Source organism: Ruegeria sp. BHSC029, assembly GCF_059613085.1.
This window is the reverse complement of sequence record NZ_JBXWRU010000001.1, coordinates 583,098-609,069: the sequence shown is the minus strand read 5'-3', so window position 1 is coordinate 609,069 and position 25,972 is coordinate 583,098. Positions and strand designations below refer to the sequence as shown.

Sequence of the window (25,972 nt, the reverse complement as noted above, 5' to 3'; positions counted from 1 at the left end):
TATCCCGAACTGCAAAACGTCGCTGTAAAAGCCCCGGGTGTCGAAATCCGACCGACCCGGCCCCACATAGCCGTTTAGAACCGGACCATCTGGTTAGGAGGAATCAAGATCAATGCCTGACGTCACCATCGTTTACTGGCGCGACATCCCCGCTCAGGTCATCGTGGGCAAGGGCCGCCGTGGCGCAAAGCGACAGTTGGATATGCGGTTCGAGCAAGCCATCGACCGCGCCGCCATGAAGGTGAACGCCAAGGACAGTGATGCCTATCTGGCCGAGTGGCGCAAAGCCGAGCCGTTCGAGGTTGAGGGTGACCCGACCGAGATCGCCGAGGCTGAAGCGCTACGCCTGGAAACGGAATACGATCAGGACCGCATCAAGGCCCTGATCGCAAATGACGGTTGGGCATGAGCCCCAGATCTTTATGGGAGGCCGCAATGGCTTTGCTGAACTTCAAGAAACGTGATGCGGCCGATAAGGCCCCGGTGAACCCGACCGTCGAAGCCTTCTTGCAGGGTTATTCGATCGAAGTCATGCCGCGTACTGCCGATAAGGTCGAGGATTTCCGCGACCTGCTGCCCGAAGGCACGCGCGTGTACATCGCCCATATCGAGGGCACGCCCATCGAGGACATGGTCAAGACCGCCAAGCGGATCGCGGCCGAGGGATATCCTGTCATGCCGCATTTCCCGGCCCGCATCATCAAGGACGCGGCGACGTTGGAGAACTGGATCGCCATGTATCAGGGCGAGGCGGGTGTCGAGCAGGCCTTGCTGCTGGCCGGGGGCGTGGACAAGCCGCATGGCCAGTTCGACAGCTCGATGCAGTTGCTGGAAACGGGTCTGTTCGACAAGGCGGGCTTCAAGCGTCTGCACGTCGCAGGCCACCCCGAGGGCAACAAGGATATCGACCCGGACGGTTCGACCAAAAACGTGGACGAGGCGTTGCGCTGGAAGCAGAAATTCAGCGAAACCACTGACGCTGAAATGGCGCTGGCCACCCAGTTTGCCTTTGACGCCAAGCCGATCATCGCTTGGGCCGACGGCCTGAAGGCGGCCGGGATCGAACTGCCGATCCACATCGGCATCGCCGGTCCGGCCAAGCTGCAGACCCTGATCAAATTCGCGATCGCCTGCGGTGTGGGCCCGTCGCTGAAGGTGCTGCAGAAGCGCGCCATGGACGTGTCCAAGCTGCTGCTGCCCTACGAGCCGACCGACGTGATCACCGCGCTGGCCGAGCACAAGGCGGCCAACCCCGACTTCAACATCACCAACGTGCACTTCTTCCCGCTTGGCGGCATCAAGACCAATGCCAACTGGGCCATCGAAAACGGCGGCGCCTCGGCGAAGCCTGCAAACTCCTAAGGACCGGACATGACCCGTACAGTCGTAGAATCAAAGACCAAAACCGCGATCATCGGCTTCGATCAGCCGTTCTGCGTGATCGGCGAGCGGATCAACCCCACCGGCCGCAAGAAGCTGGCAGCCGAGCTGGAAGCGGGCGATTTCTCGACCGTCAAGCAGGACGCGCTGGCGCAGGTCGCGGCCGGGGCGACCGTGCTCGATATCAACGCGGGTGTGGTCTACAACTCGAACCCCAACCCCAATGAGACTGAACCGCCGCTGATGCGACAGATCGTCCAGCTGGTGCAGGGTCTGGTCGACGTGCCGCTGTGCATCGACAGCTCGGTTCCGGGTGCGTTGGAGGCCGGGCTGGAGGCCGCCGAAGGCCGTCCGCTGCTGAACTCGGTCACCGGTGAGGAGGACCGCCTGGAACTGGTTCTGCCGCTGGTCAAGAAATACAACGTGCCGGTCGTGGCGATCTCTAACGACGACACGGGCATTTCCGAAGACCCCGACGTGCGCTTTGAAGTTGCCAAGAAGATCGTTCAGCGCGCGGCTGACTATGGCATTCCGGCCCACGACATCGTTGTGGACCCGCTGGTGATGCCGATTGGCGCGATGGCTACTGCCGGCCAGCAGGTCTTTGCCCTGGTACGCCGCCTGCGCGAGGAGCTGGGCGTGAACACCACCTGCGGTGCGTCCAACATCTCGTTCGGTCTGCCGAACCGTCACGGCATCAACAACGCCTTCCTGCCGATGGCGATGGGCGCGGGCATGACCTCGGCCATCATGAACCCGGTGGCGTTGCCGGTGACGCAGAAGAAGATCGCCGAGAAAAAGGCCGAGGTTGCGGCGGCGGGCATCATCCTGCCCGAGGGAATGGACGACGAAACCTTCGTTCAGATGTTCGGGCTGGGCTCGACCAAGCCGCGCGCCGGCAAAGAGATGGAGGCCATTCGGGCCGCCAACCTGCTGACCAACAACGACCCGCATGGCGGCGAGTGGATCAAGTACAACAAACCTGCCGATGCTGCAGGCACCGAAGGCGAGAGCGCACGTGGCCGCCGGGGCGGTGCTCGACGTCGTCGGGCCTGAGCAGGCTGCTTTGTCAACGGGCCGGGCAATCTGCCCGGCCTTTTTGTTTGCCGCGCTGATCGAAGCATCTTGAACTCTGCAAAGGACGGGTGATATTCAGCACCGAGCGGCGGGTATGATGTAATGGTAGCCTGTCAGCTTCCCAAGCTGAACGCGCGGGTTCGATTCCCGCTACCCGCTCCAAGCACTTTGATATTGGCCCGCTTGAAGCTCAAAAGCTGAGCTGGACTCGGACTATTTCGCGCCGAAATCCTGCCACAAAAAAAGCCAAAATGAACGAATTCTCGCGTTAAACGGGAAATCCTTTTCGTTTGTGGGGAGGTTTGCCAGATACGGGCTCGATACGATTTGAACTGACGGGGGAACCCTCGTTCCTGTGCGAAATTCGCACATTAATGAGTACAAACTGGAGTTCAAATCATGTCAAAGGCAATTCGTAGTCTATTTATTCGTCTGCGCCGTGACGAGCGTGGCGCCACTCTTGTCGAATACGGTATCGCACTGTTCATCGCGATCGCTGTTGGCGGGACCCTGCTGACCGGTCTGGGCGGCACAACCAACACCAACTTCAATGACGCCAACACGGCTGCAACACGGCCGTAATCCTGCTGTTTTGGCCTGAAAAGCAACTGGTTTTCCGCCGCGAGGACGGCGGGAAGCCAGAACCAGACCAGTCTCGGCATACTGCGCCCCGCGTGAAACAGTTTCGGCCGAGGACTGGCCCCACGTTTTCAGAATGACCGGCCCGGCTATTTGGAGGGACCTATGCGATTGAAATCCTTGATGATAACTATTCTTGGCGTGGGTCTGGCGGGTGGCGCCGTGATGATCGCGCAGGAGCAGCTGAGACGGAGCCAGGCCGCCGCTGATCCGACGATCGTTCGCGTGGTCGCCGCAGCAGAAGAGATCCCGTTCGGATCTCCGATTGAAGGTCACAAGTTGACCGCCATCGACTGGCCGGCGGATTCTGTGCCGGCAGGTGTATTTACAAGTTTCGAAGATGTTCTGCCCACAGCAGGTGTCGATCCGCGACGCGCCAAGCGCGCGTTGGCGCAGGGTGAAATCCTCTTGGCATCAAAGGTTTCTGACTTCGGTGAGAAGGTCACCATTGTTCAGACCTTGGGCGAGAACAATCGTGCAATGGCCATCAATGTGGATGCGCAGACTGGTGTTGGCGGGTTCGTCACACCAGGTGACTTTGTTGATATCGTGCTGACGCAGGGCAAGAACGAGTCGCTGCGGGCGGTGACGATCCTGCAAAACATCCGTGTCATTGGGGTTGATCAGACGGCTGATGAAGATGTCGACCAGCCCGGGATTGCCCGAACGGTGACTGTCGAAGTCACGCCGGACCAGGGACAGCGGTTGGCATTGGCTCAGAAAGCCGGGCAACTCAGCCTGTCGCTGCGGTCCCTGCAAATCCAGGAAGACAAGCCCTTGGAGGCCATCCGCCTCAGCGACATTCTGCTTGAAAAGTCGCCGGTTGCAGAGGGCGCGCCCAAGCCGATCGTGAAGGTGCGTCGGGGCACCACGGACGTCCAGGAAGTTCCTGTTGCCGGCAACCCCTCGAATGCAACCGTGTCCAACTGATCGCTCGCGAGGTCTGTTCATGCCCACGTTGCGCAACATAAAGGACGACGAACAGGGGACCATTCTGGTTTTCGTCGGAATTTGCATGACCGTGATCGTTGGCATGGCGGCGTTGACCTTTGATCTTGGGCGACTGGCTTCTACACAGACCGACCTGCAGGCTTATACCGATCACGTGGCTCTGGCCGCCGCCGGAGAACTGGATGGCGGGAGTGACGCGATCACACGCGCCACGGCCGCTGCAGCCGGAATGATCGAAGACTCCCAGTTCTTTGCCGAAGGCAGCCAAGATCTGGGGACGGCCGCAGATTATTCGCTGCGGTTTCTGTCGGGACTGCCCGATCCTGCCGCCGATCCGGATGACAATGATCCAGTCGATGGGTTTGTGACGACCGATCCCGCTCTTGCCGTTCTGGTTGAGGTGACCGCGACCCCTAGAACCGTTTTCCTTCCGTTCGGTCGGGCCCTCTCGGATCTGTTGGGGGTGACGCGCCCGGATGAGGATGTCGAGGCCGTCGCGATTGCGGGTTACACCCAATATGCCTGTGATGTGACGCCGTTGATGTTCTGCATCCCTTCCGGCTGGACAGCGAATGCGAACAAAGGGTCAACCATCAAGTTGCGCACTGGAGGTAACGGTGCCGCTTGGGGGCCGGGGAATTTTGGTTTCCTCGACCCGACGGACATCGGCATAAACCCCAACGGTCCTTGCGCGGGGCAGACCGGATCAAAACTCTATATCTGCCTGATCGCGGCGCATGGAAACCTGACGCAATGCGTGTCTCAGCGCGGTGTTGATACCGAGCCCGGTCAGCGCAATGGCATTGGCAGCGCAATCTACAATTCACGGTTCGATATTTTCCACTCGACGATGAGCAACCTCAAGAATGATGAAGACTATGCGCCCGGACCGCAGGTCATCGCGGGCTGGGAAAACTCTGGCGGAAGCTGTCTGAAGAACAATCCCGAGGTTTCGACCGACTCGATGCCGTTTCCGCCCGACGATTGCTTCGCCGCCGGCACCTGCGCGCATGGCGGCCGTTTTGGAAACGGTGTCTGGACCTCCGGCAAAGCGGCTTATTTGGACATGAACTATGGCGACGGTCCGGCCAATGATCTGACGCCGCACCCGCTGGGTAACCCGACGGGTAACACGCGATACGAAATGTATCTCGACGAGATCACCAGGGCTGGTACGGGTGATGTGCTGTTTGGGCGCAGCGAGTCCGGCCGCCCGCAATGCGCGAGCACAACGCTGGACGACCCTGACCGCCGCACATTTATCGCAGCCGCCATAAACTGCGGTGCCAATCCGGTCGCGGGACGCGCGGAGAACGTTCCGGTGCAGGAGTTTGTAAAGGTTTTCCTGATCCAGCCGCTCGAAGAATCCTCGGGGACTGATTTTGACATCTATGTCGAGGTGGTCGAGCAGGTCGGCGGTGGAGTCGGTGGCAGCAGCGATGATGGAATCTTTCGCGATGTCGTGAGGTTGTATCGATGACTCGGCTCGTTCGGCATATCCGACGGTTGCGGTCGTGCGAGGCCGGCGCCCCGATGGTCGAGTTCGGGATCGTACTTCCGTTGATCCTGCTGTTCTTTGCCGTGATCATCGAAGGTGGGCGTATCACCTGGATTCATCAGGCAACATCGGCCGGGGTGCGCGATGCCTCGCGTATGATCGCGCGGATCGCACCGTTGGACTTGTGCGCAGCGGGCGGAGTCGGCAGCTATGACGCTCTGGCCACGGACATCGTCCAAAACCAGTTGGGCGGTTCGTCGATCATGCCGCATGGCACAACCGTTATCGACGTCACGCCGCGCTGTATCTCGCGGGCTGGCGTGTACCGGATCAATCCGACTTCGGTGGTCGAGGTCACGGCTCAGATCCGGATTGAGTACCTGTTTGGAAACGTTTTTAGCCTTTTCGGGGCAGCGCTGGGGCCTCTCGACACCGAAATCTCGGATCAGAGCCGGGTGTTTGGGGTATGACCGGTAACCTGCATATGGCGCGCGCTTTCTGGCGACGTGAAAACGGGTCGGCACTGGTCGAGCTGGGCATGGTCGTTCCGTTGTTCCTGGTGCTCGTGTTTGGAATTCTCGAGTACGGACGGCTCTACTGGTCCACGACGATGGCGCAGAAAGCGATGCAAAAAGCCTCTCGGCTTGCCACGGTCGGGCCGCCACTGTGTGGCGCGATGCCAAACACGCACACGCTGGCCGGTGGCGCCCCCGCAACAACCAAGTTCGGCGCGCTGTGCCGCAGCGGCAGCATCTGCGCCACTCCGAACCTGCCGGCGCCGTGTCAGCTTGACGCATCAAGCACCTATGGCAGCCGGATCTGGGACGAGATCGAAATGCTGCTGCCACCCGGAGCCACCGCGGCAAATGTGCAAATCACCTATTCGCACGATCCTCGTCTTGGTTTTCTTGGTGGACCCTATACGCCGGTGGTTACAGCCGAACTGGTAAACCTGGACTACGATTTCGCGCTGCCAATTGGGCCGTTGGTCGCCCTTGCTGCTGGCAACCCTGCCATATCCGCCAGCAGCCCCAACACCATTTCAATCCCAACGATGAGCACATCCGTCCCGGCCGAGGATCTTGCCATCGGTGCCGTTGAGTAAGGAGAAGAGTCATGAGTGCCAAGCAGATTTCAGTGCTGTTGATTTCACCGGACGAAGAGATTTTCGCGGCAATCGAAACGTCGTTGGAGGGGCTGAGCAATTGCCGCTTTACGGGCCGCAAGGACACTGTCGCGCGGGTCAACGGGACGGCCGTTGCCTTGTCAGCGCGTCATGACGTGGTTCTGTTCGATGTGGATGACAGTTCGCCAGAGCTGTTGCAGACCGCAAAGCAGATTTGTGATGCGCGCATGCCCAATGCGATCATTATCGCCCTGGCGTCTGAAGATCTGCCGCTTGAGAAGGCCCGACAGCTCAAAAAGCTTGGAGTTGATGACGTGCTGCCGCGCAATGCAATCCATGAGGAGATCATTCCGCAGGTGGATGCGATCCGTGCCCGACGGCAGGCGCAGCTTCCCGCCGTTTGGGGTGGACAAGCCACACTTGGCAAGTTGATCGCGGTTGGCAAATCTCGCGGTGGCGTCGGATCGTCCTTGGTTGCCGCCAATATGGCGAACGAGCTTCAATCCAAGGCCGGCTTCCTGAAAAAGACGGCGTCGAACTCGGTTGCGCTGGTGGATCTGGACTTTCAGTTCGGCTCGATTGCTGCCTTGATGGATGTCGCCGAAAGCGACGCGATGTGGCGCATGGCCATGGAAGGCAGCATTCCCGACAGTGCCTTTTTGGAACAGGCGATGGTCAAGTCGCCCTGCGGGGTCGATATCCTGGCGGCTCCGTCGCGCTATGGTCCGTTGACTGCAATCAAGGAAGAGCAGATTTCGGCCATTCTGGATTCCCTCAAACGTACCCATGACTACGTCGTGGTAGATTTGCCGCGGGCGCTGGTGGAATGGATTACGCCCGTCCTGACGCAAGCGGACCGTCTATATTTGGTGACGGACGTTGCCGTTCCGTCCGTTCGCTCGGCCCGCAAGCTGATGGATTTCTACCAAGCGGAAAATCCAGCACTGGAAATTCAACTGGTCGCCAACCTTGAAAAGAAACCCATCATTCCGGCGGCGCACCACAGAGCGGCGGCAAAACTCCTTGAAAAGGACTTTGCATTTTGGGTGCCTCGCGACGAGCGCACAGTACGCGAGTCGGTCGATCGGGGCGTGCCGTTGGAAGATGTTTCATCCCGCGCACCGATGACACGCGCAATCCGAAAGCTGGCACACGAGACATGCCTGTCTTTGCCGCCTCGGGTCGGCCAGCACTGAGGCAGAGTGTTTCGGAATAGTTAAATATTTGCAGAAGGTTAAGTAGATGTTTCGAGAATTCGACCGACCAGGCCAGGAAAAACCGGACGCTTCGAAAGTTGTGCCGTTGGACACCAAGCAGTTTGCTCAGATCGGCAAGCCGGTTCATGGCTCCGGCGATGACCTCGTATTGATGCATGACATCCAGAACGATCGGATAGATCTCAAGGCACGACTGCATAACTCGTTGCTGGACAAGCTGAACCTCGCCGTTATCGAAAAGGTCGAGGAAGAAACACTGCGGGGTGAAATTGGGCGACATGTCACCGAACTGCTGCGCGCCGAAGGCCGTGCGATGCGCAGCGAGGAGGTCAAGCAGCTTGTCGAAGAGCTGATGCACGAGGTGCTTGGCCTGGGCCCGCTGGAACCGTTGTTGGCCGACCCCACGATCAACGATATCCTCGTGAACGGCCACACGCAGATTTTTGTCGAGCGCTCGGGCATCCTCGAAAAGACATCGGCACGTTTCCGTGACGAACGTCATCTGCTGCGGATCATCGACAAGATCGTCAGCCGGATCGGTCGCCGTATTGATGAACGGCAACCGTGGGTGGATGCGCGGTTGGAAGATGGCAGCCGCGTCAACGCGATCATTCGGCCCTGCGCACTGGACGGGCCGGCGCTTTCCATTCGAAAATTCTCGCGGGTTCCGCTGACGATGGAACGCCTGATCAAGAATGAGGCCTTGAACGAAAGCGCGGCCAAACTGCTGCGGGGATTGGTTGAAGCCAAGATGAACGTGCTGATCTCGGGCGGAACCGGATCGGGCAAGACCACGATGCTGAATGCATTGTCGTCGTATATCAGCCCTCGGGAGCGGATCGTCACGATTGAAGACGCGGCCGAACTTCAGCTTCAGCAGGAACATGTCTTGCGCATGGAAACGCGGCCTGCTGGCCTCGACGGTACTGGCGCCGTTGCCCAACGAGACCTTGTGCGAAACGCGCTGCGGATGCGTCCGGATCGGATCATCATCGGCGAGGTGCGCGGCTCCGAAGCATTCGATATGTTGCAGGCGATGAATACCGGCCATGACGGGTCGATGACGACGGTACACGCCAACAGCCCACGCGATGCACTTTCCCGGGTCGAGCAGATGGTGCAAATGGGCGGGCTGGAGCTGCCGCATGCAGCAATCCGCGCGACTATCGCTTCGGCAATTCACTTTGTTCTGCAATTGAACCGCCTGTCTGATGGTACCCGCCGTGTCACCTCGATTGCCGAGATCACCGGCATGGAGGGCGATATCGTGACCATGCAGGACATCTTCGTCTTCAAACGTGAAGGCAAGGACGAGGCCGGCAACATCCTCGGGCGCTTCATGCCGACCGGTATCCGACCGAAATCCAGCGATGCGCTGGCGGCGGCGGGTGTCGACCTTTCATCGATCAAGTTCAACTGAGGGACCCGGCCATGTTGGAAGATCTCAGATCCTTCTTTTCGACGCACAGCATAGACTCGTTGATCGGACCAGAGATGGAAGTGGGCGGTTACGATGTCCGCTTTGTTCTGTCACTCTTGATATTTCTCGGCGCCCTGATTGCTTTCGAAGGGGTCCGTCAGCTTTTGAAGCGCGGAGAAAACCGGGAAGAGGCGATAAACCGGCGCATCCAGATGCTGAACCAGGGAAAGACTGGCGAGGACGTTCTGGAATTGCTCAAACCGCGGGAGAGCAAACCACTCATGAAGTCGTTTCCGCTGGTCGGCGACTTGCCGGGTGCCCTTGCGGCATCGGGCCTGCACATGGTGCCGGAAATGTTCCTGTTGGGATGTGGGGGTGCTTTTCTGGTTTCGGCGATCGGAGGCTCACTGGTGGCCAACCCACTGACGGTCATACCTGTAAGCGCTGTGTGCTTCCTGTTGGCCCCGTTGGTCTACCTTGGCGCCAACCTCAGACGGCGCAAGGCCGCGCTGATCAAGCAATTGCCGGATGCGTTGGACCTGATGTCGCGTGGGTTGAAGGTCGGACATCCGTTGAACACGACCTTGCAGAGCGTGGCAAACGAAATGCCCGATCCGATCGGAACTGAATTCGGTCTGGTCGTGGACCAAGTCGCTTATGGGGAAGAGTTGACGACCGCCATTCGCAACATGGCAGACCGGGTAGATGAAGAGGATATCCAGTACCTCTCGGTCGCGCTGACGATGCAGCATGGCACTGGTGGCGATCTGGCCGGCATTCTGCGAACATTGGCGCGCGTCATCCGTGCCCGCATGTCTCTGCGGCGCAAGATCAAGGCCATTTCTGCCGAGGGTCGGATGACCGCCTATATCCTGTCGTTCATTCCTGTCGGGATTGCCCTCGTGATGACGGTCATGACGCCGGACTATTACGGAAGCGTTGTGCAATACCCGATTTTCTGGCCCGTCATGAGCGTCATTTCAGCGGCCATCGTTCTGAACGCCATCGTTTTGTTCAAGCTTGTCAATTTCCGGATCTGAGGGAGGGTTGTCGAAATGGAAATCGTGAACTCGCTACTCGACACTGGTCTTTTTTCCCAACTCATGATCCTGGGCGTTGTTGCCGCGGGCGCGATCGTTGCATTCTTTGGGATATCATCGTCGCTCGGCGATCGGTCTACAGCAGCCGAACGGATGCTGCCCAAACGAACAAGGGGCCAGAGCCTTGCACGTCTTGTGCCGGAAAAGGTGGAGGGCGATACACCGACCGGGCTGAGCGCCGCACTTATCCCCAGCGATGCAAGTGTCAGGTTCGAAGTTGGCCAAGTGCTTGCGCGCTCAGGGTTTCGCGGCCGGAATGCAATCGCCAATTTCTATCTGATCCGTTTGGGCTTGGCGACGTTTCTGCCGCTTGTCTTTCTTGTCCTCATGTCTTGGCAGCCTGCGTCCAGTATCGGCGCCACGATCAACGATTATGTGTCTGGTCTGAATTCATTTCAGATCTTGCGGAACCTTGGCATCCTCTGCGGCATCGGGTTCTTCATCCCCCAGCTTTGGATGAGCGCTCGGATCAAGGAGCGTAAACGTCGGATGGAGAATGCGTTCCCGAACATGCTGGACTTGCTCCAGATTGGGATCGAGGCGGGAATGGGCTTTGACCAGGCGCTTCTCAAAGTTGCAGTGGAACTGCAGACTGTATCGCCCGAAATGTCCGAGGAAATTCTGATTGCCCTGAGCGAGATTCAGGCCGGGCGCGACCGTGAAGTTGCGTTGATGAGAATGGCGCGCCGGACGGGGATCGACGAAATGAGTTCGTTCGTGAGCGTCGTCCTCCAGTCGTCCCGGTTCGGCGTCCCGTTGTCGGCCGCCTTGACTACGTATTCCGAAGAAATGCGCGAACTGAGAGAGCTTCGCGCGCAGGAGAAAGCCAACAAGTTGCCGGTGCAGATGTCCGCGGTCATGGCGAGCCTGATGTTGCCCTCGATCGCGGGGCTGATCCTTGCACCGATCATCATTCGATACGTCGAAACCTTCGTGAAATGACGTTGTTTTTGTGGGTGCGGCGCTCCCGGGTCCACACGAGGTCAACTGTGCGTCCCCGACTTGGGCCGCGTTCTTTCAGGCGCTGTAAAGCAGCATCGACCAGCCGGCCAGGATCAGGCCCGAAAGGCCTATGGCAATCCCAAGAGGAAACTCGCGTCCGCTGAGCGTTGCTGCAAGCTTTCCTGTCGGTTGTCGGACGAACAGGCGCAGCAGGGTCAAGCTGGTCAGTCCAAACGCCATCGCGGCAGAAAGCAGCAGCATGTATGTCGAAAGGGCTTGGGTCGGTATCGCCAGAAAAACCACCGGTAGCATTTTGGCGTCTCCGCCCCCCAGCCAACCGGCGGCGAAAAGGGCAAAACAGATCCCAAAGCAAAGCCCGGCGGCGATCAATCGCAATCCAACTTCATGCAAGCCGAGGGCAGGGAACCCGACCAGAAACAAGGCAACCCCTATCAGGCAGTACAGGTTCGGTATCCGGTATTCGGTTAGGTCCGTCCACGCCACCGCCACAAACAGCGGCACCATCAACCACAGAGGTACCCAGATATGCCAAGGCAGATCAATCATCATGCGCGCGCCTGATTGTGTCTGCCGTGCAAGGCTTCGCGTTCTTCGATCGAAACCAGCCGTCTGGCCAACATGTGGAAGTTCTCCATTCCTGTCTTGCCGTAGATATGCTTGAGATGCGTTCTTACAGTCGCGGGACCAATCTCGAGCTCGGTTCCAATGGACTGTTGCGACAGTCCCCGGGAAATCAGAACGCAGACCCGCCATTCGGCCCGTGTCAGGCCCGCTGGGTTTTCGAGGCTCATCAGCGGCGCGTCATTCACCGCCCTTTGGATGGTTGTTACGGATTGGCGGGACAGTGCTTCGGTAATCAGACCGGCGCGTCTGTTGCGGTAGATCTCGGAGATTTCGGGTGCGATTGTCTCTATCGCTTCGCGCCAGCCGGGTTCGAGGCCTTTGGCGAAATGCAGCTCCAGAAAATCGATTTCGCAGCCTTGGTTGTCGAGACAGACGAACAGGATATCGTGCAGCTTGCGGTGCGAGATCCAGTCCAGAACAACGGCAGAAAACTCGTTTACGGGTTTCCCGTGATCCTTGAGACTGAAGACGACGCCTTTCTTTGGCTTGCTCGCAAACGGACCAATCACGTCGTTCGTGAAGGAAAGGAAAAGCGGCCGACTTATTGTCTGGTCACGGGTATCTGCGCGCGCAGCTACTCGGCTGCCACCTTTATTGAGCCAGACACGGCTGAGGGTACCACAATCGGCTCCAAACGCGTTGACAACTTCGGTCAACGCAGCGTCCAGAACCACTCCGCCCTGGCTCCATTGAATGAAACTGATCAATGCGCGTGTGTGTTGCGTGTTCGGTAGCCACGCACCTGCACGGCCCATCCCCCTGTCCATATAGCACCAACTGGTAAACGTCTTACTCACTAAAGCGAGCCGGTTCAGCGGCTTCTGTAGATTTGAATTACTCTGCCCAATACATTCATATTTTACGATTTTTACGCAAAAATCACCAAGAATCTTATTAAGTTTCCGGATGGTGAGAAAAACACTGGCAAAAACGCAGACAATTAGGCTCAAAGGGCTGAAAAGAGTTGACGATCAGAAACAATAACAGTCAGCGGGTGTGATTGGCCAAGGGCGACACGCTCTGGTATTTCAGGAGGGCTTACGGGCCTGAAAGACGTTGATGACTGCCGGGATGCCAAACCCATCTGCCGTTTGAAAACTCGAAAACTCCTGGGCCACGGCGCTCTGGATTTTTCGTTCGTCGGCCTCATCGCCTTTAAAATGCGCTATCACGCGCGCGGCCGGCCCGACCCGGGTGCAAAGCTCAGCGGTGGCCTCCACCGATCCAAGCCCCGGTAGTCGGAGGCTTACGGGGTTGGCGAAGATGTCATCCAAACCCGCCGTTGCCATCATGCCGGTCACATGGTCGATGTCATGAAAGGCCAGTGGTCCCGGTGTGTACCGACCATATTTTGGTGGGTGGCCCAGATGCGATGTGGCGGCCATGTGGGGAATCCTGAACCAGGGATTGTCAGCCAGAGGTCCCCATGCGGCAAAAGTCATTTGTCCGCCGGGGGCCAGAGCCTCGGCGATGTTGGCGAACGCCGCAACCGAATCCTGAAAGAACATGACACCGAACCGCGATATCGCAGCGTCGAACGCGCCATCGGGGAACCGGGCGACCTGAGCGTCGACGCATTGGAAATCGACGTTTTCAACACCCGCGGAAAAGGCCCTTTCCTGCGCTCGGCTTAGGAACGGCTCAGAAATGTCGCCGCCAAGAACATGGCCCTGCGGTCCGACACGCTGGGCGGCCGCGATGGTGCTGGCGCCGGTCCCGCAGCCGATGTCCAGCACGCGCATTCCGGGTTCCAGTTCGGCCTGATCCAGAACGAGGTCCAGAACCGGGGCCAGCATGTGGTCCAGTTTGTCCTCAAAAGTCAGCCACTTGGTGCCGGATTCGGAGTTGCCCCAGTATTCAGCCTGATCTTCGTTTGCTGTTTGCATGGGGGTCCTCCGCAGTTTTTCGGACTATGCCTTTCTGCGGCGACGGCGGCCAGTTTTTTCCGCATCGCCTCCGGTGTTGAAGGACGGAGCGGGCAGGGTGACGATCTTAACCAGTTCCGGGAACGGGTCGGTCTTGTGCGGAATCGCGTTCGCGGCGACGAAATGCTCCTGGAATTTCGGCTCGATCGCGGTTTCGACCTTGGTGATCTCGCGCACCACGCGTTCGATCTCGGCCCGGGCGGCGATGTTGCACAGCGCGATGCGTGCGCCGGTGCCGGCGGCGTTGCCCGCGCTTTGGACCTTGTCCAGCGGCGCGTCGGGGATCATGCCCAGAACCATCGCGTGTTTGGTCGAGATATGGGCGCCGAACGCCCCGGCCAGCACTACGCGATCCACACGGTCCACGCCCATCTCGTCCATCAGCAGCCGCGCCCCGGCATAGAGCGCGGACTTCGCCAGCTGGATCGCCCGGATGTCGCCCTGTGTCACGGTGATGCGCGGGCCGCCCTCGGCGCTGGCGTCATGGATCAGATAGGAATGGGTTCGGCCCTCGGGGATGCAGCGGCTGTTGCCGGTCTGCTCGGCCGAGCCGATCAGGCCGCTCTCGTCCAGCAGGCCGGCCATGCGCAGTTCGGCCACCGCCTCGATGATGCCCGACCCGCAGATGCCGGTGATGCCGGTAGTGGCGATATCGGTCTCGAATCCGTCTTCGTCGGACCACTTGTCCGAGCCGATCACGCGGAACCGGGGTTCCTTGGTCACCGGGTCGATCTGAATGCGCTCGATCGCGCCGGGCGCGGCACGCTGGCCCGAGCTGATCTGCGCACCTTCGAAGGCCGGTCCGGTGGGCGAGGAACAGGCCAGCACGCGGGTCGTGTTGCCCAGCAGGATCTCGGCATTGGTGCCGACGTCCACGATCAAAACCAGGTCCTGCGACTTGCCCGGCTCTTCGCTCAGCGCCACGGCGGCGCAGTCGGCCCCCACATGGCCCGCGATGCAGGGCAGGATGTAGACCTGCGCACGGGGGTTCATCGTGGTCAGATCCATCTCGCGTGCGGGCAGCGTGACGCTTTCCGACGTGGCCAGCGCAAACGGCGCCTGGCCCAGTTCAACCGGGTCCAGACCCAGCAGAAGATGGTGCATGACCGGGTTGCAGACGAACACGGTTTCCACGATCAGGGCCGGGTCAATCCCGGCCTCGTCGGCGATCGAGGTGACCAGATCGTTGATCGCCTCGCGCACGGCCCTGGTCATCTCCTGATCACCGCCGGGGTTCATCATCGCGTACGACACACGGCTCATGAGGTCTTCGCCGAACCGGATCTGCGGGTTCATCAGGCCCGAGGAGGCCTTCACCTCGCCGGTTTCCAGATCGGTCAGATGCGCGGCGATGGTGGTCGAGCCCAAGTCGATGGCCAGCCCGTACAGCCCGTTTTCGTGCAGTCCGGGCCAGATTTCGACGATGCGCGCCACGCTGTCCTTGTGGCCCTTGTGCAGGGCGACCGTGACCTCCCACTTGCCTTTGCGCAGGGTCGGCTGCAGTTTGGACAGAAGCGACAGGTCGGCGGTGATGGCGTCGATCTGCCACTGCTCGCGCAGGGCGCGCTCCAGACGTTCCAGATCGCCGGTGGGCGAGTGCATATCGGGTTCTTCGACCACCACGAAATAAAGGCGCGTGGCCGGGTCCATGGTGATGGCCCGCGCGGCGGCGGCCTTGCGCACCACCTGGCGGTGAACCTGGCTTTCGGGTGGAACGTCGATCACCACGTCGCCTTGAACGGTGGCCTGACAGCCCAGCCGCCGGCCCGGTTTCAGACCGCGCTTGTCGTCATAGCGCTGCTCGACCGCGTTCCATTCGCTCAACGCGTCTTCGCGGACCGTGACGCCGTGTTTGGGAAACTCGCCATAGCTGGGCGTGATCTGGCATTTCGAGCAGATCCCGCGCCCACCGCAGACCGAATCCAGATCGACCCCCAGTTGCCGGGCCGCCGTCAGGATCGGAGTGCCAACGGGGAAATGTCCGCGTTTGCCCGAAGGGGTAAAGACGACAAGGGGATCGGTGGTCATGACGGATGCCTTTTTGGTGTTCGCGCGTATGGCGGCAAGATATGGGTTTCGCGGCAAAGGGAAAGGCCAATCCGCGGCAGGTTTTGCGCGGCTTGCGTCGTTTTCCGCGCCATCACGGCGGTTTGTGGGCGAACAAGTTGGGGCAGGGGCTTTTCCTTTGGTCGAAACCATGCAATAGGGTCACCGCCAAACGGGGTTTTGCATGGGGTTAGCAGATGCAGATTCGTGAGGCACTCACCTTTGATGACGTTCTTTTGGTTCCGGCGGCCTCGTCGGTGCTGCCGGCAACGGCGGACACGTCCACGCGCGTGACGCGCGCGATCACCATGAACATACCGCTGCTCAGCTCGGCCATGGACACGGTGACCGAGGCGCGGATGGCCATCGCAATGGCGCAGGCCGGGGGCATCGGGGTCATCCACAAGAACCTGACCGTCGAGGAGCAGTCGCGTGAGGTGCGCCGGGTCAAACGCTTCGAATCCGGCATCGTCTACAACCCCGTCACCCTGCGCGCCAATCAAACGCTGGCCGATGCCAAGGCCCTGGTTGAACGCTACAACTTCACGGGGTTCCCGGTGGTGGATGACGAAGGCCGCGTCGTGGGCATCGTGACCAACCGCGACATGCGTTTTGCCACGTCGGACGACCAGCCGATCCGCGCGATGATGACCACGGATAATCTGGCGATGCTGCAGGAGCCGGCCGACCTGGAAGAGGCAAAGAGCCTGATGAAGGCTCGCCGGATTGAAAAGCTGCTGGTCGTCGACGGATCGGGCAAACTGACCGGTCTGCTGACCTTGAAGGATACGGAACAAGCGGTGCTGAACCCCACGGCCTGCAAAGACCATCTGGGTCGGCTGCGGGTTGCGGCGGCCACGTCGGTTGGCGATGCCGGCTTTGAACGATCCGAGCAATTGGTCGACTCTGGCGTCGACATCATCGTGGTCGACACGGCGCACGGCCATTCCCAAGGGGTGCTGGACGCGGTGAAGCGGATCAAGGCCCTGTCGAACGAAGTGCAGATCATCGCGGGCAACGTCGCAACGGGCGACGCAACCAAGGCCCTGATCGACGCTGGCGCCGATGCGGTCAAGGTCGGGATCGGGCCGGGCTCGATCTGCACCACGCGCATGGTGGCCGGTGTCGGCGTGCCCCAGTTGACGGCAATCATGGATTGCTCGGCTGCGGCTGGCGACGTGCCGGTCATCGCCGATGGTGGTATCAAGTTCTCGGGCGATTTCGCCAAGGCCATCGCGGCGGGCGCGTCCTGCGCTATGGTTGGCTCGATGATCGCCGGCACCGACGAAAGCCCGGGCGAGGTGATCCTGTATCAGGGCCGCTCTTTCAAATCCTATCGCGGCATGGGCAGCCTAGGCGCGATGGCGCGCGGCTCGGCCGATCGTTATTTCCAGAAAGACGCCGCGAATGACAAGTTGGTGCCCGAGGGGATCGAGGGACAGGTGCCCTACAAGGGCTCGGCCAGCGCCGTCGTTCATCAACTGGTCGGCGGTCTGCGTGCGGCCATGGGCTATACCGGCTGCGCGACTGTTGATGAAATGCGCCGCAATTGTCAGTTCGTGAAGATCACCGGAGCGGGTCTGAAGGAAAGCCACGTGCATGACGTGCAGATCACACGCGAAAGCCCCAACTACCGCGTGATGTGATGGTTTCCGTCGGACTCAGGACCTCGACATGACCCCAGGCGCGCGCGTTCAGGCCGCTATCGAAATCCTAGACGATTTTCTGGGCGGAACCCCCGCCGAGAAAGCGTTGACGGGATGGGCGCGGCGCAGCCGTTTTGCGGGATCGAAAGACAGGGCGGCGATCCGCGACCATGTCTTTGACGCGCTTCGGCATCTTCGGTCTTACGCTGCGATCGGCGGTGCAAGGACCGGGCGAGGCCTGATGTTGGGCGCTCTGCGGTCCCGGGGCCAGGACCCGGTCGATCTGTTCAACGGAGTTGGTCACGCCCCAGACCCCGTCACGGCGGACGAGGTCGGACGTCCATTCGATACGGAAGCCGAACAGTTTGACATACCCGAGTGGCTTTGGCCGGTGTTCGAGCGGTCGCTTGGTGAAAGTGCCAGAGAGGCCGCCGCCGCGCTGCAATCACGCGCTCCGGTTCACCTGCGGGTCAATCTGGCCCGCACGAGCATGCAAGAGGCGGTGGATGCACTGACGCGGGAAGGGATTTCCACTGCGCCGCACCCGGCCTGCGAGACGGCGCTTGAAGTCGTCGATGGTGCCCGGAAGGTTTCGCAATCCCAAAGCTATCGTGACGGCTTGGTCGAGTTGCAGGATGCGGCGAGCCAGGCTGTCGTTGCTGCATTGAACCTAAGACCCGGCATGAGGGTTCTGGACTATTGTGCCGGGGGTGGCGGCAAGGCGTTGGCCATGGCCGCCTCTGGCGGTGTCGAAGTCTTCGCCAATGACGCCAACCCCGGGCGCATGCGTGACCTTCCTGACCGAGCACGACGGGCGGGAGCGCGCATTTCCATCCTGTCTACGGATGACTTGGAAGAACACGGCCCGTTTGACCTGGTGCTGACTGATGCCCCCTGTTCCGGGAGCGGCTCGTGGCGGCGCGCACCTGCGGGCAAATGGGCATTGACGCCCGAGCAATTGGCCCAGTTGCCTCAGACACAATTGTCCATTCTGGACGCGGCCGCACCCCTCATCTGTGATGACGGTGTATTGGCCTACGCCACCTGTTCGATGCTGGATGTCGAAAACAGAGGCGTCATAGACACGTTCCTGTCGGCGCATCCGGAATGGCAATGCACGTTCAGCCGATTGTGGCAGGTTGTACACGGCACCGACGGCTTCTATTCCGCCCACTTGACGCGACGCTGATACGTTGAAAACAACTTAAAGGAGAATGTCCGCTGGATTTCTTAAGCGGATATTAACTCTTTGTACCACGATATGCCGTGGATTGATTTTGAATCGAGTTGTTGATGACCGAAGTCGCTCAATTTACGCCAAGCTTGACCGGGCGACATTTTCCGAGCTGGTCGCGGGCCATTTCTCTGGTCGGTGTCGCGCTTTTGTTGGTCATTCTCGCCCAACTCTTTCCGTTCTCACCTCAGTTGGTTTCGGGCCTGCTGGCGGTCGGAGGGTCTTTTCTGGCCGTTGGCGCGTTTGTTCTGTTGCGCGGATGGTTCTCGTATCGCGTTGACAAACAGGCGCAGACCATTCTCGCGTCGTTTCTGGAAAAAGAGCCCGCTCCGGGTTTCATCACGGATGCCAACGGGCGGGTGCTGATCGTGAATTCCGCAGCGCGGGACAGGTTCAACGCCTCAACAGGCGCAAGGCTGGACATGTGTTTGCGGTCCGTTTTCGCCAATCCTGCGGCAATACTGGTTCGGATGCAGTCATTGGCGCAAGCCGAAGGGCGCGCGGCAGAAGACATCGTGACAAAGGGTACGACAATTCCAGTTCTGGCGATCGACCTTGGCGATGATCTGTACCTGTGGCGGATCAAGGCCTCGGGTCGGCAACCTTGGGCGTATACTTCGCTTCCGATCGTGACGCTCGGGCGAAATGACGTGGTCTTGAACATGAATGCTGCGGCCGAGGCGATGCTCCGAGGCAGCGAGGTTGGCGCGGCCGAGGCTCTGACGCCGGAGGTCATATCCGGTAAAACGGTTCTGCGCCTGCCTGCTCAAGAAAGTTCGCGGCGGGTATTCGTGTGCGAGGTTCAAAAAACCAGCGCGGGCCGGGACATAGCGCTGGTCGTGCTTGACGACGTGCCTGTAGATCAGTGGACCACGACTTTCGCTGACGTCCCGGTGCCCATGATGCACATCGCTCCGGGCGGTGAGATTCTGGATGCCAATCGACTGGCGCGCAAGCTGATCGGTGATGTTGAATTTGGTCAGACCAATATCGACACGGTTCTGAGCGGATTGGGGCATCCCTTGCGGGACTGGCTGCTTCAGGTCGCCGCGTGCGATGGGCCACCACGTTCCGAATTCCTGCGGCTGGGTGGAAAGGACCGAGAGGTCTTCGTGCAACTGACCCTGACCCGCATCGTCAAGAACGGTGAGGTGCGCCTTGTTGCCGTGCTGAACGACGCGACCGAACTCAAGACGCTGGAGGCTCAGTTCGTCCAAGGGCAAAAGATGCAGGCGGTCGGGCAGTTGGCGGGCGGCGTGGCGCATGATTTCAACAACCTGCTGACCGCCATTTCCGGACATTGCGACCTGCTGCTGCTGCGCCATGATCAAAGTGACCCGAACTACGGCGATCTCGTCCAGATAAACCAGAATGCCAACCGGGCCGCTGCGTTGGTCAGCCAGTTGCTGGCCTTTTCCCGAAAACAGACTCTGCGACCCGAAGTGCTGGATCTGCGCGATACCATTTCCGACCTGATCCACTTGTTGAACCGCCTGGTGGGCGAGAAGGTCAAGCTGATCCTCAGTCATGATCCGGTTCTCAAGCCCGTTCGCGCAGACAAAAGGCAGTTGGAACAGGTCATCATGAACCTCGTGGTGAACGCGCGCGATGCGATGCCAGACGGCGGAGAAATCCGTATCGAAACCGAGGTGTTTTCTTTGACCGAGCCGCTGATGCGGGACAGGGCGACCGTTCCGGTGGGTGAATATGTTTCGGTCAAGGTCATCGACAGTGGCTTCGGTATTCCGTCAGACAAGCTGCAGAAGATCTTCGAACCCTTCTATACGACGAAACGGACAGGCGAGGGGACCGGGCTGGGTTTGTCGACGGTCTATGGCATCGTCAAGCAAACCGGCGGCTTCATCTTCGTGGACAGCACCGAAGGGCGTGGGACCGAGTTCAACGTCATGCTGCCGGTCTGCTTGGCACGGGACACCGAGGTTGCGATCGAACCGCCGGCACAACCGGAACCGAACGCGCATCAAGGCGAAGGTGTCGTTTTGCTGGTCGAGGATGAGGCGCCGGTACGCGCCTTTGCAACCCGTGCCTTGCGCCTCAAGGGTTATACCGTCTTTGAGGCGGGCTCGGCCGATGACGCGTTGCGCATTCTCGAGGATCAGAACCTGCACGTCGACGTCTTCGTTACGGACGTGGTCATGCCCGGAATGGATGGTCCAACCTGGGTCGCCAAGGCGCTGGAAAGCCGGCCCGATGTGCGGGTGGTCTTCATGTCGGGCTATACCGAAGGCGCGTTTGGGGACGCTGGGCCGGAGATCAGACACTCGACCTTCCTGCCCAAGCCTTTTTCACTGACACAATTAACCGAGGCGGTGTTTCAAAACCTCAACTAACGCGCCTGCTGATGCAGACGAAACTCGGCGGCATGAGCCTTGCGGAATGTATCCAGGGTCTGGTCCGAAAGTATCAGTTCCCGCTTGGGCGATACATTTTCGCGGGTCAGATCGATCCGGGCGTTCAGTCGATCTTGAAGGAAGTCCAGAATCTCGTCCTGGTGTTCGTAGCGAAAGATGTGCGAAGCACCGGCGCCGTTGCTGCGGGTCCGGAAGAATTCAGTTTGGCTGCCGACATCGGCAAACGCGGGACGGGGCGACTGCGTATAAGCTTGGACAAACTTGTCGAAAGACATGCCGTCGGTCGAATGCGGGTGGCCCGTCAATTCGGTGCGCGTCCTGTACCGGTACCAGCTGCCCAGCCAATCGACGGGTTCGCGCACTACGGCCATGATTTCCATTTCCGTGTCGTACATCTTGCGGAAAATGTTCTGGAAGAAACGGTCGTAACGACGCACCGGCGCATGTTTCAGATCCGGTGGACCCGACACCACGATATCCGCCCGATCCCGCAACGCGACCTGATAGGCGGTGCTTCCGGTTTTGGGCAGGGACAAAAGCGCAAGGCGTTCCTTGAAGAAGATCAGCATTTCATGTCTTTCCTGCGCCGAAGGCTGTCGTGCCACATGATTGTCCGCCCCGGCAGCCAAGGTCAATTGCTTCCGCACAAAATCGCCAGCCTGCGCAAGCAAAGTTTCATTGAAAAGACAGAGCCTTGGGCATGATTGAGCAGTTTCGAGATCAGAGTAAACGACTCTTTAACCTCTTCATCGAAAGGTAAGGAATGAAAGTTTTTGTTGAAATGTTCCCTTTTTGATCTCATAAGGAACAAGAGGCGAACGAAGCAGCGATTGCCGCCCGGTGATGGGTGTGACAAAAGGGAAGGCGACAGGACAATGGCGGATCTTCTGACAATGAACGACAAGAAAAACCCTGACAAGCAAAAGGCGCTGGACAGCGCGTTGGCGCAGATCGAGCGGCAGTTCGGCAAGGGCTCGATCATGAAGCTGGGCGATGGTGCCCGGCAGGAGATCGAAGCCAGTTCGACCGGGTCACTTGGGCTGGATATCGCTCTTGGCATCGGCGGACTTCCGATGGGTCGGATTGTCGAAATCTACGGCCCGGAAAGCTCGGGCAAGACGACCCTGACCCTGCATTGTATCGCAGAGCAGCAGAAACGCGGCGGCGTCTGTGCATTCGTCGATGCGGAACACGCGCTGGACCCGCAATACGCCCGCAAGCTTGGGGTGGATCTGGACGAGCTTCTGATCTCGCAGCCCGATACGGGTGAACAGGCGCTGGAAATCACCGATACGCTGGTGCGTTCCGGGGCGGTCAACATGGTCGTGGTGGACTCGGTGGCGGCTTTGACGCCGAAATCCGAGCTGGAAGGCGACATGGGCGACAGCAATGTGGGTGTGCAGGCCCGGCTGATGAGCCAGGCGATGCGCAAACTGACCGGCTCGATCGCCCGCAGCAACTGCATGGTGATTTTCATCAACCAGATCCGCATGAAGATCGGCGTCATGTTCGGAAGCCCGGAAACTACGACCGGGGGCAACGCCCTGAAATTCTACAGCTCGGTCCGTCTGGACATCCGCCGGATCGGCGCGATCAAAGACCGCGATGAGGTGGTCGGCAACCAGACCCGCGTGAAGGTGGTCAAGAACAAGGTGGCCCCGCCGTTCAAGCAGGTGGAATTCGACATCATGTATGGCGAGGGCATCAGCAAGATGGGCGAACTGCTGGATCTTGGCGTCAAAGCCGGTGTGGTCGAAAAGTCCGGCTCGTGGTTCAGCTATGGGGATGAGCGGATCGGGCAGGGGCGTGAAAACACCAAGCAATACCTGCGGGACAACAGTCGGGTTGCGCTGGAAATCGAGGATAAGATCCGTGCCGCGCACGGACTTGATTTCGACATGCCGCCTGCGGCGGATGAGGATGATATCCTCGAAGCCTGATCGGAAGATCCGAGAGAACACTGGCAAGGTGAGCCTTCGGGTTCACCTTGTTTCGTTTGCGGTGCAGCAATCCTGTGGACTATCGGCGGGCAGGGGGCTAAACCGTCGCGATAGATCATGAATGCGCGCTGAGAGAGCCCAATGCCCACGCTGAACGATATCCGCTCAACCTTTCTGAACTACTTTGCCAAACAAGGGCACGAAGTGGTCGCGTCGAGCCCGCTTGTGCCGCGCAACGACCCGACGCTGATGTTCGTTAACTCGGGCATGGTGCAGTTCAAGAACCTGTTCACCGGCCTTGAGACCCGCGACTACACACGTGCCACCACGGCGCAGAAATGCGTGCGCGCCGGCGGCAAGCATAACGACCTGGACAATGTCGGTTACACGGCCCGCCACCACACGTTCTTCGAGATGCTGGGCAACTTCTCGTTCGGCGATTATTTCAAATCGGAAGCGATTCCGTTCGCTTGGGAGTTGATCACCAAGGAGTTCGGGATCGACAAGAACCGTCTGCTGACGACCGTCTATCATACCGATGACGAGGCGTTCGAGATCTGGAAGAAAGTCGGCGTTCCCGAAGACCGGATCATCCGCATCGCCACCAGCGACAATTTCTGGCAAATGGGCCCGACCGGTCCCTGCGGCCCCTGTACCGAGATCTTCTATGATCACGGCGACCACATCTGGGGCGGACCTCCGGGATCGGCCGAGGAAGACGGTGACCGGTTCATCGAGATCTGGAACATCGTTTTCATGCAGAACGAGCAGTTCGAAGACGGCTCGATGCGTGAACTGGACATGCAGTCGATCGATACCGGCATGGGTCTGGAACGGATCGGCGCGTTGCTGCAGGGCAGCCATGACAACTATGACACCGACCTTTTCAAGACACTGATCGAGGCCTCGGCCGAAGTCACGCATGTGGACCCCTACGGCGATCAGAATGTGCACCATCGGGTAATTGCCGACCACTTGCGGTCGACCTCTTTCCTGATTGCCGACGGGGTCATGCCCTCGAATGATGGTCGCGGTTATGTCCTGCGCCGGATCATGCGCCGGGCCATGCGCCACGCGCATCTTCTGGGCGCCAAGGATCCGGTCATGCACAAACTTGTTCCGACACTGGTTCAATTGATGGGCGCGCAGTATTCCGAGCTGGGTCGTGCTCAGGCTCTGATCGAAGAGACGTTGTTGTTGGAGGAAACCCGGTTCAAGCAGACTTTGGACCGGGGGCTCAAGCTGCTGGATGACGAAGTGGCGGGCCTGCCGGACGGGGCGCCACTGCCCGGGGATGCCGCCTTCAAGCTGTATGACACCTATGGCTTCCCGATTGACCTGACCCAGGATGCCCTGCGCGAAAAAGGTCGGACGGTTGATACCGCCGGGTTCGACACCGCCATGGCCGAGCAGAAGGCGAAGGCGCGCGCCGCCTGGGCTGGTTCGGGCGAGGCAGCAGATCAGGCGGTCTGGTTCGACATACTGGACGCAAGCGGTGCGACCGATTTCCTGGGCTACGAAACCGAAATGGCTGAGGGTCAGGTTGTGGCTCTGGTGGTCGACGGTGACCTTGTGGACCGTATCGAGCAGGGCGGATCCGGCTGGGTGGTCGTAAACCAGACACCCTTCTACGGCGAGGCCGGTGGCCAAGTTGGCGATTCCGGCAGCATCCGGCGTCTTGAAGACCGCACCCAGAGCGCGACGGTCGAAGACACCCGGAAATTCGCGGATGGCAAGGTCTATGCACACAAGATCGTCGTGGACAGCGGTGCGATCGCCAAAGGTGATGCCGTAGAGCTCGAAGTTGATCACGCCCGGCGCTCGGCCATCCGAGCGAACCACTCGGCGACCCACCTACTGCACGAAGCGCTGCGAGAAACGCTTGGCGATCATGTTGCACAGCGCGGATCGTTGAATGCTGCCGACCGTCTGCGGTTTGATTTCAGCCACGCCAAAGCGCTGACACAGGCTGAGTTGCAGACCGTGGAACGCGAGGTGAATGAGTTCATTCGTCAGAACTCGACGGTCGAAACCCGTATCATGACCCCGGACGATGCCCGCGCCTTGGGGGCACAGGCGTTGTTCGGTGAGAAATACGGCGACGAAGTCCGGGTCGTCTCGATGGGCAAGGCCCAGACCGGCAAGGGCCATGACGGCCAAACCTGGTCGATCGAACTGTGTGGCGGTACGCATGTGCGCCAGACAGGAGATATCGGGACCTTTGTCATTCTGGGTGACAGTGCAAGCAGCGCGGGCGTGCGGCGGATCGAGGCTCTGACCGGGGACTCTGCATTGCGGTACTTGACCGAGCAGGATCGGCGGCTTGGCCAGATTGCTGCCGAGTTGAAGGCGCAGCCGGATGATGTCGTCGATCGCATCAAAGCTCTGCTGGACGAGCGCAAGTCGTTGCAGAACGAAGTGGCGCAACTGCGCCGCGATCTGGCGATGGCCGGTGGAGCCGGTCAAGGCGGCGGCGCGGAAGCCAAAGAGATCAACGGCGTCAAGTTCCTGGCACAGGCTCTGAATGGTGTGTCGGGCAAGGATCTGCCGGCCCTCATTGATGAGCACAAAGCGCGGCTGGGATCGGGCGCCGTTCTTCTGATCGCCGACACGGGCGGCAAGGCTGCAGTTGCTGCCGGTGTCACAAGCGACCTGACGCAGTCGATATCGGCCGTCGATCTGGTCAAGGCCGCCGTGCAGGAACTGGGCGGCAAGGGCGGCGGCGGGCGTCCCGACATGGCGCAGGGCGGTGGTCGCGATGCCGCCAACGCCGCGGCGGCCATCAAGGCCGCGGAAGAGGTTTTGGGAGGATAG

At 59.9% G+C, this 25,972-nt stretch carries 22 protein-coding genes and 1 tRNA gene; 18 read left to right on the top strand and 5 right to left on the bottom strand.

What is annotated here, in order from left to right; translation table 11 throughout:
• Positions 1–112: 112 nt before the first annotated feature.
• From AC2FML_RS02965 to AC2FML_RS02905, 13 genes are all read left to right on the top strand, one after another.
• The gene (locus AC2FML_RS02965; protein ID WP_170359170.1) at positions 113–409 is read left to right on the top strand and encodes a virulence factor; all 297 of its coding nucleotides are present in this window, start codon (positions 113–115) and stop codon (positions 407–409) included.
• A 26-nt stretch (positions 410–435) separates the two neighbouring features.
• Positions 436–1,362: a methylenetetrahydrofolate reductase gene (locus AC2FML_RS02960; RefSeq protein ID WP_496781898.1), complete on the top strand. Its 927-nt coding sequence runs from the start codon at positions 436–438 to the stop codon at positions 1,360–1,362.
• Between the two features lie 9 nt (positions 1,363–1,371).
• A complete protein-coding gene (locus AC2FML_RS02955; RefSeq protein ID WP_496781897.1) occupies positions 1,372–2,436 on the top strand; it encodes a methyltetrahydrofolate cobalamin methyltransferase in 1,065 nt (354 codons plus the stop codon).
• A 109-nt stretch (positions 2,437–2,545) separates the two neighbouring features.
• A tRNA-Gly gene (locus AC2FML_RS02950) sits at positions 2,546–2,619 on the top strand.
• A gap of 237 nt (positions 2,620–2,856) precedes the next feature.
• A complete protein-coding gene (locus AC2FML_RS02945) occupies positions 2,857–3,039 on the top strand; it encodes a Flp family type IVb pilin (RefSeq protein ID WP_093962121.1) in 183 nt (60 codons plus the stop codon).
• 180 nt (positions 3,040–3,219) lie between these two features.
• Entirely contained in the window at positions 3,220–4,026 is an 807-nt protein-coding gene (cpaB, locus tag AC2FML_RS02940; RefSeq protein ID WP_254428886.1) for a Flp pilus assembly protein CpaB, read from the top strand.
• Entirely contained in the window at positions 4,007–5,527 is a 1,521-nt protein-coding gene (locus AC2FML_RS02935) for a pilus assembly protein TadG-related protein (RefSeq protein WP_496781896.1), read from the top strand. The genes cpaB and AC2FML_RS02935 overlap by 20 nt, the downstream gene beginning before the upstream one ends.
• Positions 5,524–6,015 (top strand): TadE/TadG family type IV pilus assembly protein, encoded by a 492-nt coding sequence (locus AC2FML_RS02930; RefSeq protein ID WP_170338526.1) that lies wholly within the window; start codon positions 5,524–5,526, stop codon positions 6,013–6,015. The genes AC2FML_RS02935 and AC2FML_RS02930 overlap by 4 nt, the downstream gene beginning before the upstream one ends.
• Positions 6,012–6,650 (top strand): TadE/TadG family type IV pilus assembly protein, encoded by a 639-nt coding sequence (locus tag AC2FML_RS02925; protein ID WP_170437578.1) that lies wholly within the window; start codon positions 6,012–6,014, stop codon positions 6,648–6,650. Before AC2FML_RS02930 ends, AC2FML_RS02925 begins: the two co-directional genes overlap by 4 nt.
• 11 nt (positions 6,651–6,661) lie before the next feature.
• Complete coding sequence (locus AC2FML_RS02920) at positions 6,662–7,867, top strand: CpaE/TadZ family protein (protein ID WP_170359183.1); 1,206 nt, start codon at positions 6,662–6,664, stop codon at positions 7,865–7,867.
• 46 nt (positions 7,868–7,913) lie between these two features.
• Positions 7,914–9,308 (top strand): TadA family conjugal transfer-associated ATPase, encoded by a 1,395-nt coding sequence (locus tag AC2FML_RS02915; protein WP_170338532.1) that lies wholly within the window; start codon positions 7,914–7,916, stop codon positions 9,306–9,308.
• An 11-nt stretch (positions 9,309–9,319) separates the two neighbouring features.
• Positions 9,320–10,348 (top strand): type II secretion system F family protein, encoded by a 1,029-nt coding sequence (locus AC2FML_RS02910; protein ID WP_170359187.1) that lies wholly within the window; start codon positions 9,320–9,322, stop codon positions 10,346–10,348.
• A 15-nt stretch (positions 10,349–10,363) separates the two neighbouring features.
• Positions 10,364–11,350: a type II secretion system F family protein gene (locus AC2FML_RS02905; RefSeq protein ID WP_496781895.1), complete on the top strand. Its 987-nt coding sequence runs from the start codon at positions 10,364–10,366 to the stop codon at positions 11,348–11,350.
• A gap of 75 nt (positions 11,351–11,425) precedes the next feature.
• Here AC2FML_RS02905 and AC2FML_RS02900 read toward each other — a convergent pair whose 3' ends face one another.
• From AC2FML_RS02900 to AC2FML_RS02885, 4 genes are all read right to left on the bottom strand, one after another.
• A complete protein-coding gene (locus AC2FML_RS02900) occupies positions 11,426–11,920 on the bottom strand; it encodes an A24 family peptidase (protein ID WP_170600501.1) in 495 nt (164 codons plus the stop codon).
• Positions 11,917–12,945: a helix-turn-helix transcriptional regulator gene (locus AC2FML_RS02895; protein WP_170600503.1), complete on the bottom strand. Its 1,029-nt coding sequence runs from the start codon at positions 12,943–12,945 to the stop codon at positions 11,917–11,919. Before AC2FML_RS02895 ends, AC2FML_RS02900 begins: the two co-directional genes overlap by 4 nt.
• Before the next feature lie 78 nt (positions 12,946–13,023).
• Positions 13,024–13,881, bottom strand: coding sequence for a class I SAM-dependent methyltransferase (locus AC2FML_RS02890; protein WP_496781894.1), 858 nt, complete (start codon positions 13,879–13,881; stop codon positions 13,024–13,026).
• Positions 13,882–13,905: 24 nt separating this feature from the next.
• A complete protein-coding gene (locus AC2FML_RS02885; RefSeq protein WP_496781892.1) occupies positions 13,906–15,948 on the bottom strand; it encodes an ASKHA domain-containing protein in 2,043 nt (680 codons plus the stop codon).
• Between the two features lie 215 nt (positions 15,949–16,163).
• Between AC2FML_RS02885 and guaB the strand changes: the two genes are divergently transcribed.
• The 3 genes from guaB to AC2FML_RS02870 all read left to right on the top strand — a co-directional run bounded on the left by guaB (position 16,164) and on the right by AC2FML_RS02870 (position 21,197).
• Positions 16,164–17,612, top strand: a complete 1,449-nt coding sequence (gene guaB / locus AC2FML_RS02880) for an IMP dehydrogenase (protein WP_170359199.1) — start codon at positions 16,164–16,166, stop codon at positions 17,610–17,612.
• 28 nt (positions 17,613–17,640) lie between these two features.
• Positions 17,641–18,801, top strand: a complete 1,161-nt coding sequence (locus AC2FML_RS02875; protein WP_496781890.1) for an RsmB/NOP family class I SAM-dependent RNA methyltransferase — start codon at positions 17,641–17,643, stop codon at positions 18,799–18,801.
• A gap of 104 nt (positions 18,802–18,905) precedes the next feature.
• Positions 18,906–21,197, top strand: a complete 2,292-nt coding sequence (locus tag AC2FML_RS02870; RefSeq protein WP_496781888.1) for a hybrid sensor histidine kinase/response regulator — start codon at positions 18,906–18,908, stop codon at positions 21,195–21,197.
• Here the strand turns inward: AC2FML_RS02870 and AC2FML_RS02865 are convergent.
• Positions 21,194–21,787, bottom strand: a complete 594-nt coding sequence (locus AC2FML_RS02865; protein WP_496781887.1) for a gamma-glutamyl kinase — start codon at positions 21,785–21,787, stop codon at positions 21,194–21,196. The genes AC2FML_RS02870 and AC2FML_RS02865 overlap by 4 nt on opposite strands.
• 306 nt (positions 21,788–22,093) lie before the next feature.
• Here AC2FML_RS02865 and recA point away from each other — a divergent pair, with 306 nt between their 5' ends.
• Together recA and alaS are read left to right on the top strand one after the other, a co-directional pair.
• Complete coding sequence (gene recA, locus AC2FML_RS02860; RefSeq protein ID WP_496781885.1) at positions 22,094–23,158, top strand: recombinase RecA; 1,065 nt, start codon at positions 22,094–22,096, stop codon at positions 23,156–23,158.
• Between the two features lie 141 nt (positions 23,159–23,299).
• Positions 23,300–25,972, top strand: a complete 2,673-nt coding sequence (gene alaS, locus AC2FML_RS02855) for an alanine--tRNA ligase (RefSeq protein ID WP_496781884.1) — start codon at positions 23,300–23,302, stop codon at positions 25,970–25,972.

Bases quoted from the DNA above. Each gene is read 5' to 3' on its own strand.
- AC2FML_RS02925 (WP_170437578.1), top strand. From the start codon at position 6,012: ATGACCGGTAACCTGCATATGGCGCGCGCTTTCTGGCGACGTGAAAAC.
- AC2FML_RS02910 (WP_170359187.1), top strand. From the start codon at position 9,320: ATGTTGGAAGATCTCAGATCCTTCTTTTCGACGCACAGCATAGACTCG.
- AC2FML_RS02960 (WP_496781898.1), top strand. From the start codon at position 436: ATGGCTTTGCTGAACTTCAAGAAACGTGATGCGGCCGATAAGGCCCCG.
- AC2FML_RS02885 (WP_496781892.1), bottom strand. From the start codon at position 15,948: ATGACCACCGATCCCCTTGTCGTCTTTACCCCTTCGGGCAAACGCGGA.
- alaS (WP_496781884.1), top strand. From the start codon at position 23,300: ATGCCCACGCTGAACGATATCCGCTCAACCTTTCTGAACTACTTTGCC.
- recA (WP_496781885.1), top strand. From the start codon at position 22,094: ATGGCGGATCTTCTGACAATGAACGACAAGAAAAACCCTGACAAGCAA.
- AC2FML_RS02955 (WP_496781897.1), top strand. From the start codon at position 1,372: ATGACCCGTACAGTCGTAGAATCAAAGACCAAAACCGCGATCATCGGC.
- AC2FML_RS02920 (WP_170359183.1), top strand. From the start codon at position 6,662: ATGAGTGCCAAGCAGATTTCAGTGCTGTTGATTTCACCGGACGAAGAG.
- AC2FML_RS02870 (WP_496781888.1), top strand. From the start codon at position 18,906: ATGACCGAAGTCGCTCAATTTACGCCAAGCTTGACCGGGCGACATTTT.
- AC2FML_RS02900 (WP_170600501.1), bottom strand. From the start codon at position 11,920: ATGATGATTGATCTGCCTTGGCATATCTGGGTACCTCTGTGGTTGATG.
- AC2FML_RS02865 (WP_496781887.1), bottom strand. From the start codon at position 21,787: ATGCTGATCTTCTTCAAGGAACGCCTTGCGCTTTTGTCCCTGCCCAAA.
- AC2FML_RS02965 (WP_170359170.1), top strand. From the start codon at position 113: ATGCCTGACGTCACCATCGTTTACTGGCGCGACATCCCCGCTCAGGTC.
- AC2FML_RS02935 (WP_496781896.1), top strand. From the start codon at position 4,007: ATGCAACCGTGTCCAACTGATCGCTCGCGAGGTCTGTTCATGCCCACG.
- AC2FML_RS02915 (WP_170338532.1), top strand. From the start codon at position 7,914: ATGTTTCGAGAATTCGACCGACCAGGCCAGGAAAAACCGGACGCTTCG.
- AC2FML_RS02890 (WP_496781894.1), bottom strand. From the start codon at position 13,881: ATGCAAACAGCAAACGAAGATCAGGCTGAATACTGGGGCAACTCCGAA.
- AC2FML_RS02875 (WP_496781890.1), top strand. From the start codon at position 17,641: ATGACCCCAGGCGCGCGCGTTCAGGCCGCTATCGAAATCCTAGACGAT.
- cpaB (WP_254428886.1), top strand. From the start codon at position 3,220: ATGATAACTATTCTTGGCGTGGGTCTGGCGGGTGGCGCCGTGATGATC.
- guaB (WP_170359199.1), top strand. From the start codon at position 16,164: ATGCAGATTCGTGAGGCACTCACCTTTGATGACGTTCTTTTGGTTCCG.
- AC2FML_RS02930 (WP_170338526.1), top strand. From the start codon at position 5,524: ATGACTCGGCTCGTTCGGCATATCCGACGGTTGCGGTCGTGCGAGGCC.
- AC2FML_RS02905 (WP_496781895.1), top strand. From the start codon at position 10,364: ATGGAAATCGTGAACTCGCTACTCGACACTGGTCTTTTTTCCCAACTC.
- AC2FML_RS02945 (WP_093962121.1), top strand. From the start codon at position 2,857: ATGTCAAAGGCAATTCGTAGTCTATTTATTCGTCTGCGCCGTGACGAG.